The organism is Marivibrio sp. (assembly GCF_040218065.1).
Taxonomy (GTDB): domain Bacteria; phylum Pseudomonadota; class Alphaproteobacteria; order UBA8366; family Aestuariispiraceae; genus Marivibrio.
In genome coordinates, this window is record NZ_JAVJQE010000013.1 from 387,824 (window position 1) to 400,631 (window position 12,808).

14 protein-coding genes are annotated in these 12,808 nt (G+C 68.8%); 7 read left to right on the forward strand and 7 right to left on the reverse strand.

What is annotated here, in order from left to right; all coding sequences use genetic code 11:
• The first annotated feature begins 1 nt into the window (after nt 1).
• Nucleotides 2-547, forward strand: coding sequence for a CoA-binding protein (locus RIB45_RS13715; RefSeq protein WP_350050917.1), 546 nt, complete (start codon nt 2-4; stop codon nt 545-547).
• Between the two features lie 9 nt (nt 548-556).
• On the opposite strand, the gene RIB45_RS13720 is transcribed toward RIB45_RS13715, so the two are convergent.
• Nucleotides 557-763, reverse strand: coding sequence for a hypothetical protein (locus RIB45_RS13720; protein ID WP_350050918.1), 207 nt, complete (start codon nt 761-763; stop codon nt 557-559).
• Between the two features lie 23 nt (nt 764-786).
• On the opposite strand from RIB45_RS13720, the gene RIB45_RS13725 reads away from it, so the two are divergent.
• The 4 genes from RIB45_RS13725 (at nt 787) to RIB45_RS13740 (ending at nt 3,939) form a co-directional block, all read left to right on the forward strand.
• The gene (locus RIB45_RS13725; protein WP_350050919.1) at nt 787-1,731 is read left to right on the forward strand and encodes a GNAT family N-acetyltransferase; all 945 of its coding nucleotides are present in this window, start codon (nt 787-789) and stop codon (nt 1,729-1,731) included.
• Nucleotides 1,732-1,767: 36 nt separating this feature from the next.
• Complete coding sequence (gene hisI, locus RIB45_RS13730) at nt 1,768-2,193, forward strand: phosphoribosyl-AMP cyclohydrolase (protein WP_350050920.1); 426 nt, start codon at nt 1,768-1,770, stop codon at nt 2,191-2,193.
• Nucleotides 2,190-3,257, forward strand: a complete 1,068-nt coding sequence (locus RIB45_RS13735) for an alcohol dehydrogenase catalytic domain-containing protein (RefSeq protein ID WP_350050921.1) — start codon at nt 2,190-2,192, stop codon at nt 3,255-3,257. Before hisI ends, RIB45_RS13735 begins: the two co-directional genes overlap by 4 nt.
• Nucleotides 3,258-3,366: 109 nt before the next feature.
• Entirely contained in the window at nt 3,367-3,939 is a 573-nt protein-coding gene (locus RIB45_RS13740) for a PAS domain-containing protein (protein ID WP_350050922.1), read from the forward strand.
• On the opposite strand, the gene RIB45_RS13745 is transcribed toward RIB45_RS13740, so the two are convergent.
• From RIB45_RS13745 to RIB45_RS13755, 3 genes are all read right to left on the reverse strand, one after another.
• On the reverse strand, nt 3,893-5,119 hold the full coding sequence (locus RIB45_RS13745; RefSeq protein ID WP_350050923.1) for an MFS transporter: 1,227 nt from the start codon (nt 5,117-5,119) through the stop codon (nt 3,893-3,895). The two genes, RIB45_RS13740 and RIB45_RS13745, sit on opposite strands and share 47 nt — an antisense overlap.
• A gap of 229 nt (nt 5,120-5,348) precedes the next feature.
• The gene (locus RIB45_RS13750; protein WP_350050924.1) at nt 5,349-6,101 is read right to left on the reverse strand and encodes a sulfotransferase-like domain-containing protein; all 753 of its coding nucleotides are present in this window, start codon (nt 6,099-6,101) and stop codon (nt 5,349-5,351) included.
• Nucleotides 6,098-7,027, reverse strand: a complete 930-nt coding sequence (locus tag RIB45_RS13755) for an aminotransferase class IV (RefSeq protein ID WP_350050925.1) — start codon at nt 7,025-7,027, stop codon at nt 6,098-6,100. Before RIB45_RS13755 ends, RIB45_RS13750 begins: the two co-directional genes overlap by 4 nt.
• A gap of 129 nt (nt 7,028-7,156) precedes the next feature.
• Between RIB45_RS13755 and RIB45_RS13760 the strand changes: the two genes are divergently transcribed.
• A complete protein-coding gene (locus RIB45_RS13760; protein ID WP_350050927.1) occupies nt 7,157-8,428 on the forward strand; it encodes an NAD(P)/FAD-dependent oxidoreductase in 1,272 nt (423 codons plus the stop codon).
• 101 nt (nt 8,429-8,529) lie between these two features.
• On the forward strand, nt 8,530-10,320 hold the full coding sequence (locus tag RIB45_RS13765) for an EAL domain-containing protein (protein ID WP_350050928.1): 1,791 nt from the start codon (nt 8,530-8,532) through the stop codon (nt 10,318-10,320).
• 54 nt (nt 10,321-10,374) lie between these two features.
• On the opposite strand, the gene era is transcribed toward RIB45_RS13765, so the two are convergent.
• Genes era through lepB form a run of 3 tightly spaced genes read right to left on the reverse strand, consistent with a single transcriptional unit; the run spans nt 10,375 to nt 12,750 of the window.
• Entirely contained in the window at nt 10,375-11,307 is a 933-nt protein-coding gene (gene era, locus RIB45_RS13770) for a GTPase Era (protein ID WP_350050930.1), read from the reverse strand.
• Nucleotides 11,304-11,996, reverse strand: coding sequence for a ribonuclease III (rnc, locus tag RIB45_RS13775; RefSeq protein WP_350050932.1), 693 nt, complete (start codon nt 11,994-11,996; stop codon nt 11,304-11,306). Before rnc ends, era begins: the two co-directional genes overlap by 4 nt.
• Nucleotides 11,983-12,750, reverse strand: coding sequence for a signal peptidase I (gene lepB / locus RIB45_RS13780; protein ID WP_350050934.1), 768 nt, complete (start codon nt 12,748-12,750; stop codon nt 11,983-11,985). The genes rnc and lepB overlap by 14 nt, the downstream gene beginning before the upstream one ends.
• Between the last annotated feature and the right edge of the window lie 58 nt (nt 12,751-12,808).

The window sequence follows — 12,808 nt, forward strand, 5'->3', positions numbered from 1 at the left end:
CATGAGCGCCGACGCCGCCGGTCTAGCCGCCGCCTCCGCGGGCGTCGATCCGGACGCCGATCATGCGGCCGATTACTACGCCGACGCGTTTCTGCGCGACATTCTGCGCGAGGTTAAGACCATCGCCGTGGTCGGCGCCAGCACCAACGAGAACCGGCCCAGCTTCTTCGCCATGAAATATCTTCAGAAAAAGGGCTATCGGGTGATCCCGGTAAATCCGCGCGCGGCCGGCGAAACCTTGCTGGGAGAGCCCGTCTTGGCCGATTTGGCGGACTTGCCGGGGCCGGTCGACATGGTCGACGTCTTCCGCAATTCGGACGCCGCCGGCGCGGTCGTAGACCAGGCCCTGACCCTTTCGCCGCCGCCCAAGGCGGTCTGGCTTCAGCTCGGCGTAGTCAACCACGACGCCGCCGCCCGGGCGGAGGCCGCCGGCGTGCGCGTCGTCATGAATCGCTGCCCCAAGATCGAGTACGCGCGGCTGTCGGGCGAACTGAGCTGGAACGGGATCAACAGCCGGGTGATTTCGGCGAAGAAGCGCGGGATCTGAGCCGCGCCCTTACAGCAGGCACAGCACGCCGTAGCAGCGCGCCAGCCCGAAATGGAACACCGCCCATAGGATGACGTCCAGCATGAGGCAGCCGCCGAGAAACCAGGCGATCGTGCGCCCCGTGATGCGCGGCGCGCGGCTTTTGCGTCCCCGTCCGGACGGGGTCTGCACGCCGGAATCCGCTCCGGCCGCCTTGCGGCGCTTCTTCTCCCCCATGATCGCGACCGGCTCCCTCGTCGATGGCTGAACTGACGGTCGATTGGGACCGGCCGGCGGCGATGGGTCAAGAGGGCTGGGACGCGCTGCTGGCCCGGTGCCCGCGCGCCAATCCGTTCCAGAGCTGGTCGTGGGGCGCCGCGACCGCGGTCGTCCACGCCAGCGTCAACCGGCGGGCGGTCATCCTGGCGGGCGCGCGGCCGATCGGGCTGATGCAAGTGACCGAGCGCCGCTATCTCGGCCTCGCCACCTTCGCGCAATTGATCCGCGGGCCGCTTTTCGTCGGCGGGCCGGAGACGGCGGCGGCCGCCCCGCTGGTGTTTCGCCATCTGCGCAAGCGCTACCGGCCGACCAGGCTCTCTTTGCTGGCGCTGACGCCGGAGCTCGACGAGGGACCGGTCGCGGACAAGTTTCTCGACGAGGCAGGCTTCCGCAAGGTGAAGACCGGCTACAGCTCGGCCTGGCTGGATCTCACCCCGAATCAAAGACTGCTGCGGCGCGGGCTCCGACCGAACTTCCGAAATCAACTCAAGAAAGCGGAAGAAGCCACTGATTTATCAGTAGAGTTTGGCGGCGATCCTGAGCGTGACTGGCTGCTGAATCGCCACGCAGCGCACCGCCGCGCCGGCCGCTACAGCGGGCCGAGCCCAATTCTTCTGCGCGCCCTGCCGCTGGAAGAGCTGCTCGTGCTCACAGCCCGGGTCGAGGGCGAAGAGGATCCCGTCGCTGGCGCGCTGTTCCTGCGCCACGGCGCGACGGCGAGCTACGAGGTCGGCTGGATCGGCTATGAGGGACGCGCGAGAAACGCCCATAACCTTCTGCTCTGGAACGGCCTTTTGGCCTTGAAGAAGGCCGGCGCACGTCGTTTGGATCTCGGCGGTCTGGACGAGACGGACGCGGCCGGGCCGGCGCATTTCAAGCGGGGGCTGGGGGGCGAGTCTTTCACGCTCGCCGGGACCTTCGTATAACCGGGTCTATAGCCCGCCCAAGACGGAGGTCCGCCGATGGCCGCCCCCTTCACCGACCCCGCCGCGCTCGACCGCGAAGCGCTTGAGACAGGCCTGCGGCTGGCGCCGCGCTTCGACGCCGACGGGCTGATTCCGGCGATCGCCCAAGACGCCGAGACGGGCGAGGTGCTGATGCTCGCCTATATGAACGCCGACGCGCTCGCCGCCACGCTTAAGACCGGCGAGGCGCATTACTGGTCGCGCAGCCGCGCCGAGATCTGGCGCAAGGGGGCGACCAGCGGCCAGATCCAGACGGTGCGCGAGCTGCGCGTCGATTGCGATCAGGACGCGGTCCTGATGAAGGTGACGGTCGGCGGCGACGGCGGCTGTTGCCATGTCGGCTACCGCGCCTGCTTCTTCCGCAAGGCCGCCGGCGACGGCGCGCTGACGCCGATTGCGGCGCCCCTCGGAGCGGCGGGGTGAGCGCGCCTGCGACCATGACCGCCGTCCTGCTGACGGGCCACGGCGGGTACGACAAGCTGTCGGTGCGCGACGACGTGCGGGTTCCGAACCCGGGTCCGGGCGAGGCTCTGGTGCGCGTGACGGCCGCCGGCGTCAACAACACCGACATCAACACCCGGGTCGGCTGGTATTCGAAGAGCGTGACCGGCGCCACCGACGAACGGGATGGGGCCGAAGAGGTCGAGGACGGCGGTTGGGCCGGCGCGCTCGCCTTCCCGCGGATTCAGGGCGCCGATCTGTGCGGCGAGGTGGCGGCGCTCGGCCCGGGCGCGGGCGGGGTCCGGCTCGGCGCGCGGGTGACCTGCGCGACCAATCAGCCGATACCCACTCCCGACGCGCCGACCCGCTACCAAGCCATCGGATCGGAATATGACGGCGCCTTCGCGCAATATTGCGTCGTCCCGGCCGATCAGCTTTTCGACGTCAGCGCCTCGCCGCTGTCCGACGTCGAGATCGCGGCCATGCCCTGCGCGTACGGCACGGCGATGAACCTGGTCAGCCGTGCGGCGATCGGCCCGGGAGACCGCGTGCTGATCACCGGGGCGTCGGGCGGCGTCGGCTTGGCGGCGGTCGCGCTGGCCGCCTTGCGCGGGGCCGAGGTGACCGGCGTCGCAAGCGCGGCCAAGCAAGCCGCGGTCGTCGCGGCCGGCGCGGTCCGCTGCCTCGACCGCCAGGACACGCCCCCGGCGGGCGTCTTCACCGCCGCCCTCGACCTGGTCGGCGGACCGGGTTGGGCCGGCGTGATCGACGCGCTGGCCCCGGGCGGGCGTTACGCCGCCTCAGGCGCCATCGGCGGGCCGGTCGTCGAAATGGATCTGCGCACGCTCTATCTCCGCGATCTGACCCTGTTCGGCTGCACGTACACGCCGAAGTCCGTGTTTCGGGAGCTGGTCGATCTGATCAACGCCGGCGGCCTCCGCCCGAACGTCGCGTGCACGTATCCGCTGGCCGAGATCGTCGCCGCCCAAAAGGCCTTCCAGGAAAAGACGACGTCGGGGAAAATCGTGCTGCTGCCGCCAGCGTGACGGCGCCCGCGCGCGGCTTAGTCCTTTTGGCTTAAACTTTTTGAATGATTTTGTGTTGATTCGACTCCCCGACGGTCTACCCTAAGAGGCGGGGCGGAAAGGAGGCTTTGTGACGAGGGCTGAGCCGCGGCTGTTGCGCGACGCCGCGACGTTCCAGAGCGCGCCATGCCGCAGGTTCGCCGCATGGCTGGGCGATCAGGACCGAGACGACGACGCGGCGCCGAAGTCGCAGGTCGATCCGCACCGGCTGCGCGACATCCTGCCCCATCTTATGCTGATGGCCGTAGAGCCGGCGGACGCGCCCGGCGCGCCGCCGCGTTTGCGCTATACGTTGGTGGGCGAGCATATCGCCGAGTACTACGAACCCCTCAAAGGCCGCTATGTCGACGAACTGGAACTCGGCGATTGGCGGGACTATTGGCTCGAGGCGGTGCGGCGGCCGGCGCGCGAGCGACTCGCGACGTGCGGCGTTTGCAGCGTCGAATGGCAAGGGCGCGACCATCTCATGCTGGAGTACGTCTTCGCCCCCGTCGTGCGCGACGGGACGGACGAGGTCGTGCAGCTCGTCTGCTGCGTCAGTTTCTTCTACGAGAGCACGGGCAAGGTTATGAAAGCGACCGATCCGCCGTTCGCCGTTACGCCGCCGCAGCCGACGCCGGTCGGCGTTGAGCCGGATCCCTAGGCAGCAGCAACGCCGTCAACAAAGCCGCAGCGGCAAGCCCGCCGAGTCCGAGCAGGATCGCGGTGAAGTCGCCCGACCACTCGCGGCCGTACTTGATCAACAGCACCCCGATCGGCCCCGCCCCGAAGGCGAGGACGAACTTGAGCCCGAAGGCGAGGCCCTGATGGTCTTTCGGCGCGAACCGCGCGAGCATCATGTTCTCCGCCGGCAGGGCCGATGTGTTGACCACGACGAGGCCCACGGCCGCGAAGAACAACGCCCCCTCTCCGAACAGCGCCATGGCGAACAGCAACGGGACCATCATCGCCCAGCCCAGCGCGTAGACCAGCTTCAGCGAATAGCGGTCGGCAAGCCGCCCGCCGACCAGTTGCATCAGGGCGCCGGCCGTATAAACGCCGCCCACCGCCAGCCCGATCTTCGAGATGTCGCCGCCGAGCCATCCCAGCATGTTCTCTTCGAACAGCTTCGGCATGGCCGTCTGGGTGGTGTTGTAGATCAAGCCGATTGCGAACATCGGGAACAGCAGCGCCGCGAAGGCGGTCAGTCGCCCGCGCCCGTCGACGCCGCCGACGGCGTCGGAGGCCGCCGCCGCCCCCTCCACCACGCGTCCGGTGCGCAGGCACCAAATCAGCGCGACTCCGGCCGCGGCGCAGGCGAGGCCCGGCAGGATAAAGGCGCCGCGCCAGCCGATCGCTTCGATCAGCAGGCCCGTCAGCGCGCCCGCCGCGGCAGAGCCCAGACCGCCGAATATGCCGTTTACGGCCAGTTTCTGGCCGGTCGCACCGACGGAGGTTCGAATCAACCACGGTATCCCAACAGGATGGTAGATCGCGGCGAACAGCCCGATCGCCGCCAGCATGCCGCCCAGCATCACCGGTTCGGACGCGAAGCCGCAGGCGGCGACGGCCGCGCCCATGCCGATGAACATGACCGCCAGCATGCCCGGCGCGCTCCACTTGTCGGCGAGGCGCCCGGCCGGCAGTGCGGCCAGCCCGATCAGCGCGCTCGCCGGGGTCCACAGCGCGATCAGCGCCTCGTAGTCGCTCGCCGTCCAGTCCTTCGCGATGGCGAGCACCAGCGTGAAGTACATGGCCGCGAAGTAATGGAACGCGAAATGACCGGCGGCGCTGAATCCCAGCGCCAGCCGCCCCTTGCGCAGGCTGTCGGAGTCATCTGTCATGGCGGGCGCGATGATGCGCCGGTTCCCGAGGCCCCACAAGCGCATGCGCGGCCATGAGTGCTTGGCGAGCCGGGAATAGATGCGCGCGGCGCGATGACGGTCCGGCGAAGCCCGGCCATGACGCGTCTCGATAAGGGCGCCGTAGGCGAACCCGCCATCCAGGTCGAAGAGTCGGCGGAACCGGAGCATGAGAGCGGCTCGAGCGCCGATCGGCGCCGACGGGTCGGCGCTACCCCAGCAGCCGATGCGCCGCCATCGCCTCGTAGGACGGGCGCGCGGCGTCGGCCAGACGCTGCAGGTCGGCCGGCAGGTCGCTCGGCGCGGCGCCGGCGGCGGCGAAACCCGTCGAGGCCTCGACCGCCTTGTACCAAACCGGGGCCCAGACGCCGTCGCTGTCCCGCCGGCCCGCGGGCCAGGCCAGCATGGCGGGGTCGAAGGCGACGTTCAGCGCGGCGCACAAGGCGCGCAACGCCCGCTCCGGATCGCCCAGCACGTCTTCGGCGTCGAGCACCGGCGGCGTCGCGTCAGCCGCGGCGCGGACGTGATCGAAAATCTCGCGCTGGCGCTCGAAACCGAGTTCGAACGCCTCAGGCGTTCCGCGGTTCTTCGCAAAGGAGGCGACCACGGCGCGGGGGTCGCGGATCAGGAAAGCGTTGGCCAGCCCGCCCGCCCAGTCGAGCGGGTCGCCGCCCAGCATATGCTGGCACATGTGCTTCTGATACCAGATCCGCGCGCCCTCCCGCGGCGGCGGCCCCTGCATGGCTTCGGCGACGCTGTCGAAGTCCTGCGGCTGGTTCTCCAGCACCGCCTCGCGCATCGGGTGATCGACCCCCGTGCGCGCCAAATAGCAGGCGTAGAACGGCTCGTCGGAGACGCAGGCGTCGGCGCGGTTCTCGAAGCTGCGCATCATCGCGGTCGAGATGTTTCGCGGCCCCGACCACATCGCGATGCGGGCGACCGGGTCCCGCGCAGTTGCGGTCATGCCGACAACGTCTCGGGCGGGCATACCCGATCCACAAGCGCGCGATAGGCCTGTTGCAACCGCTCCACCGTCGGCCCGCGCGCGCCCTCGCCGATCACCCGCCCGTCGACCGCGCGCACTGGGATGACGCCGGCGAAGGTGCCGGTCACGAAGGCCTCGTCCGCGGAATAGACCTTGGTCAGGGGGAAGCTCTTCTCGTGGACGGTCATCCCCAGGTCGCGCCCCAGCTGGATCACGTTCGCCCGCGTGATCCCGGCGAGACAATAGAGGCCGGACGAGGTCCAGATCTCCCCCTCGCGCACGATGAAGAAATGGGTCGAATTGCAGGTGGCGACGAAGCCGTGCGGATCGAGCATCAGCCCCTCGTCCGCGCCCGCCTTCTCGGCCTGGATGCAGGCGGATATGCAGTTCAGCTTGGAAAGGCTGTTCCACAGCGGGTCCTGCACGTCCGGCGCGCCCCGGCGGACGTGGACGGTGTGGAGGCAGAGACCTCGCTCGAGGACCGCCGGGTCCGCCTCCTTCCATTCCGGGATGATGACGACCGTGGCCCCGCCGACATTGGCGCGCGGGCTCTGGAACGGCGTCGATTTGAGGCCGCGGCTGACGACGAGGCGGATATGAACGCCGCTCTCCATCGCGTTGGCGCGGCAGGTCTCCAGGATCGCGGCCTGCAGGTCGGCCGCGCTCATCCCAATGTCGAGATCGATCGCCTTCGCCCCCTCATAGAGCCGCGCCATGTGGCGGTCGATGAAGGCGAGCTTACCGTTGTGCAGCCGGATCCCCTCCCACACGCCGTCGCCCAGCAGAAAGCCGGAATCGAAGACGCTGACCACCGCCTCCCCGCGCGGGACGATACGACCGTTGACCCAGATCTTGACCGCCTCGTTGCGCGGATCGGCGGCGTGGGCGTGGGAGCCGGACTGCATGATGGGGCCTCGTCTCTTGGAACCGGGCGGAAACCTTAGACGGCCCCCTCCGGACGATAAAGCGCCCCCTTGCCAGGGCGGGCGCGCGATGGAAGCTTAACCGCGCCGTCCCCAAGATGAGGTCCCACGATGCCCGCCCGCGCCGACAGCCCCGCCGCCGCCCGCACCGCGATCGTCATCGGCGCGGGCGCCGTCGGCGTCTCCTGCGCGCTGCAGATGGCCAAGCGCGGGATCAAGGTGACGCTGATCGACCGCGGCCCGGTCGGCGGCGGGACCAGCCACGGCAATGCGGGCGCCGTGCTGCGCGCGGCCTCGCCGATCGCGGAGCCGGGGATTTGGCGCAAGGTCCCCTCGATGCTGCTCGACCCGATGGGGCCGCTCACCGTGCGCTGGCGCCATCTGCCGGCGCTGGCGCCCTGGCTGATCCGCTTCCTGCGCGAAAGCGGGGCCGAGCGCTTCCGGGCCAACAGCGACGCCATCTGGCAATTGGGCGATCAGGCCCCCGACGCCTGGCGCCGACAGGTCCGCGGCACGAGCGCCGAAGAGCTGTTGCGCCCGGTCGGCTGGCTGAAGGTCTACGAGACCGAGAAAGCCTTTGAGAAGGCCGCAATCGGCCGCGCCGTCTACGCCGACAAGGGCGCGGCGATCGAGACCTTCACCAAGGACGAACTGCGCCAGCTTGAGCCGAACCTGGCCCCGATCTTCGCGCGCGGCGCGCTGCACGCCGACGCCCTGTTCGCCCGCAACCCGCGCCGGCTGGTGGAGATCTGCGCCGACGCCGCGCGAGACCTCGGCGTCGAGATCCTGGAGGCGGAGGTCGCCGACGTCTCGGCGGACGATCAGAAGGGCCGGGCGACGCTGGCCGACGGGCGGGTGCTGGCGGCCGACCGGCTGGTGCTGGCCGCAGGGGCCTGGTCGAAGGATCTGGCGGCGCGCTTGGGCGTCACGCTGCCGCTCGACACCGAGCGCGGCTATCACCTGATGTTCGAGACGCCGGAGAAGTCGCTGTCGCGCCCTGTGATCTGGGAGGAGAAGAGCTTCGTCCTCTGCCCGATGGAGCACGGGCTGCGCATGACCTCGCAGGTGGAGCTCGCCGGCCTCAAGGCGCCGCCGGACTATCGCCGGATTGAGAGCATGATCCCGATGGCGCAGAAGATGCTGCCTTCGCTGGCCGAGAGCGGGGCGCCCTGGGACCGCTGGCTCGGCTTCCGTCCCAGCCTGCCGGACGCGCGGCCCGTGGTCGGCCCCAGCCCGCGGGCGAAAGCCGCCCTCTTCGCCTTCGGCCATCAGCATTACGGCTTGAGCCTGGCCGCCCGCACGGGCGAGGTGATCGCCGATCTCGCCGCGGGCGAGCGGCCCGCGATCGATCTCGGCGCGCTCTCGCCTGCGCGCTGGGCGTGATTGTTCGACGGTCATGAAACTTTCACGACCCCTATCGTAACGGAATCTTTAGGACTCCCCTCTACCGTCCTCACGCAGGGTTACGAAAGAGGGGCCGCCCCGTGGACAACCGCGCCGTCAAAGCCGAACCGGCCGACGATCAGGAGACCTTCCTGGCCGCGCTCAACGCGGGCGTGCGCTACGCCTTCCAGCCGATCGTCAACATTCAGACGGGCGCCGTCTTCGGCTATGAGGCCCTGCTGCGCCATCACGAAGCGGTCGGCGTCTCCTCGATCGCCGCGCTGTTCGACCGGGCGCACGGGCTGGGCGTCCTGCACCGCGCCGACATCATCCTGCGGGAGCGCGCGATCGCCCAGTTCGCGAAGCTTCCGCACGCCGAGCGCACGCTGCTGTTCTTCAATCTCGACGGGCGCATCTTCGAAAGCCAGGACTATCATCCGCATCAGACGGTCGCGCTGCTGAGCCATCACGGCGTCTCGCCGCATGCGCTGTGCCTGGAGCTTTCGGAACGCTACGACAACGCGTCGGCCCGGCATCTGAACGAGACGCTGCGGGTCTGCCGCGAGCACGATTACAAGCTCGCCATCGACGATTTCGGCCGCGGCTTCTCCGAGATGAAGATGCTCTACGACCATCAGCCGGACTTCGTGAAGATCGATCGCTATTTCATCAGCGGGATCGAGGATGATTCCAAGAAGCGGCTGATGGTTTCGACCATCGTCAATCTGGCGCACGTGCTGGGCACCCGCGTCGTCGCCGAGGGCGTCGAGACGGCGGAGGAGTTCTTGGCCTGCAAGGACGCCGGCTGCGACCTGGTCCAGGGCTATTATGTCGCCCGCCCGACCCAGGAGATGAGCGATCTGCGCGAGACCTACGCCGCCGTCGAAGAGGCCAACCAACGCGACCGACGGCGCAAGCAGACCGACTCGCTGCTGGTGCGCGACCACGTCGCCGCGCTGGAGAGCCTGGATGCGGACCAGAGCGTCACCGAGATGCTGGAGGCCTTCCGGGCGCACAAGGAGCAGACGCTGTTCCCGTTGCTGGACCCCGCCGGCCGACCGCTCGGCGTGGTGCGTGAGACGGATGTGAAGGACTTCGTCTACCTGCAATACGGCCGCGACCTGCTGCAGAACAAGGCCTACGCCAAGCGGCTGACCCAGTTCGCGCGCCGATGCCCAATCGCCGACGTGCAATGCAGCGTCGAGCGGATCCTGGAGATCTACGCCATCGCCGGCGAGAGCGACGGCGTGATGATCACGGAAGGCGACCGCTACCTGGGCTTCCTGACCGCCGACCGGCTGCTGCGCCTCGTCAACGAGAAGAACATCGCGGCCGCGCGGGACGAGAATCCGCTCAGCAACCTTCCCGGCAACAACTCGATCGACGCCTACATCGCAACCGCCCTCGAGACAGCGGCGGGCGACTACACGCTGCTCTATTTCGACCTCAACGACTTCAAGCCGTTCAACGACACCTACGGCTTTCGTCAGGGCGACCGGGTGATCGTGCTGTTCGCCGAGTTGCTGCGCCGCAGCTTCCGGGACGGCTCCGGCTTCATCGCCCATGTCGGCGGCGACGATTTCTTCGCCGCGCTCGAGGGCGTGCCCCATGAGGAGGCGCAGCATCGCGCCCGCCAGTTGATGCAGCGCTTCAAGTCGGATGTGGAGAGCTTCTATTCCGCCGAACACCGGGCGGCCGGCGGCTTCTCTGCGCGCGACCGGGAAGGCCGCCTCGCGCGGTACGGCCTCCTGAGCGCCTGCTGCGCGGCGATCCACCTGCCGGGGCACGCCCCACGCCCCAGCCTGGACCGCCTGATGCGACGCTTCGCGGATCTGAAGAAAGCGGCGAAGCGCGGCCGAGATCCGCTGGCGGCGGAGACGCTGAAGGGATGAGGCCCGGGACGGAAGCTCAATCGATCACGCCGCCGCGGGTCGGCGACCCCTCGCTCAGACGTTAAAGTCCAGATTCCACATCCGATAGCGCTCGGGATCGTCCTGCCAGCGATCGCGCACCTTCACGAAGAGGAAGAGGTGCACCGGGTGCTCGAACATCTCCTGCAGCTCCTCGCGCGCGGCCTGGCCGATCCGTTTGATGCGCTGTCCGCCTTTGCCCAGGATGATGGAGCGCTGGCTTTCGCGCTCGACATAGATCACCGCCTCGACCCGCGCGCCGCCGTCCTTGGTCGACTCCCAACTTTCGGTCTCGACGGTGAGCGCGTAGGGAACCTCTTGGTGAACGTTCAGATAGAGCTTCTCGCGCACCACCTCGGCGGCCAGCAGGCGCTGCGGCATATCGGAAAGCTGGTCCTCAGGATAGAGCCACGGCCCCTCCGGCATCAGCGCCGCCAGCCGAGCGGCGAGATCCGCGACCCCGTCGCCCTTGAGGGCGGAGATCATGAAGATCTCCGAGAACAGGCCCGTGGCGTTCAACTCGTCCGCCAGCTTCAGCAGCACGGGCGGTTTGATCGCGTCCGTCTTGTTCAGCGCCAGGACCGCCTGACGTCGGCCGGCCCCGTAGCCGTGATCGGCGAGACCGTCGAGGATCGCGCGGACCTCGTCGTCGAGCCCGCCGACGGCATCGATCAACAGCAGCACGGCGTCCGCGTCGTCGGCCCCCGACCAGGCGGCGGAGACCATGGCGCGGTCCAGCCGCCGCTTCGGTTGGAAGATGCCGGGCGTGTCGATCAGGGCGATCTGGCTCGCCCCGTGCAACGCCACGCCGAGCACACGCGCGCGCGTCGTCTGCACCTTGTGGGTGACGATCGAGACCTTCGCGCCGACCAGTCGGTTGACCAGCGTCGACTTGCCGGCGTTCGGCGCGCCGATCACGGCGACGAAGCCGGCGCGGGTCTGATCGTCGCTCCCGGGCGTCTCGCTCATCGGGTCAACTCCTGCAACAGGCGCTCGGCCGCCAGACGCTCCGCCATGCGTTTGCTGGAGCCTTGCGCGCGGGCCGGGCTGCGGCCCTCGACCGCGACTTCGATGGTGAAAACCGGCGCATGCGGCGGCCCTTCGCTCGAGACGACCCGGTATTCCGGCAGCCCCAGTCCCCGAGCCATCGCCCATTCCTGCAGACCGGACTTCGGATCTTTCGGCGGCTGCGCCGCGCGGGCCAGCCGATCGCGCCAATGGCGCTCCACGAAGCGCCGTGCGACCTCCAACCCGCCGTCGCGGTAGAGCGCTGCGATCGCCGCCTCCATCGCGTCCGCCAGGATCGAGGGGTTGTCGCGCTGGTCGGCCGCGGCCCCCTCTCCCCCGCCCAGGCGCAGGCGCGGACCGAGACCGATCTCCCGCGCGATGTCCGCCAACATCTCGCCGCTGACCAACGCGTGGAGGCGCTTCGACAGCGCACCCTCGGCCTCGTTCGGGTAGGCGCTCATCAACATGTCGGCGATCAGCAGAGCCAGCACCCGATCGCCCTGGAACTCCAGACGCTCATAGGCGGCGGCGTCGCTGTCGACCGCGCTGCGGTGGGTGAGCGCGCGCGCGATCAAGGTCGCATCCTGGAACCGGTGGTCCAGCAGCGCTTCGACCGCCGCCCTGTCGAAATCGTCTTCAATCGACGCCATCGAACAACCGTCCGTAGCGGATGCCGGTCGGCCAGGTCCACGGTTTCCAGAGAACGACCTCTTCCTCGACCGACCAGAAGATCACGTCGGCGCGGCCGATCAGGTTTTCCTTCGGGATGTAGCCGACCTGGCTCAGCACGCGACTGTCTTGCGAGGAATCGCGGTTGTCGCCCATCGCGAAATAGTGGCCCGCCGGCACTGTGAAGACGGGCGTATCGTCCAGGCGGCCCATGTCGCCTCGCAGCTCGATGATCCGATGCTCAACGCCGTTTGGAAGGGTTTCGACATATTGCGGGACGCCGCGGCCGGACGGCAGTCGGTAATCCTCGATCCGGCGGCGGCTCACCGCCTCGCCGTTGATGTGCAATACGCCGCGGCGAACTTGGATCGTATCGCCCGGCAGCCCGACGATCCGCTTGATGTAGTCGACCTGCACGTCGGTCGGCTGGCGGAAGACGGCCACGTCGCCGCGCTCGGGCTCGTCGGAGAGGATTCGCCCGTCGAACGGACCGGCCGAGAAGGGAAAGCTGTAGCGGCTGTAGCCGTAGCTGAGCTTCGAGACGAAGACGTAATCGCCTTCCACCAGCGTCGGGATCATGGAGCCCGACGGGATGTTGAACGGCTCATAGAGGAAAGTGCGCACGCCGACCGCGATGATGATCGCATAGATCATGGTCAGCGCCGTGTCGCCCCAGCCGCCTCCGGCGCTCTGCTTGGCGCGCACGCCCTGGCCTTCGCTCGGATCCTCGCTCATCGCCGCCGTCCTGTGGGGTCGCCCCAATTGCCATGCCGGAAACCGGCCGGATATGGAC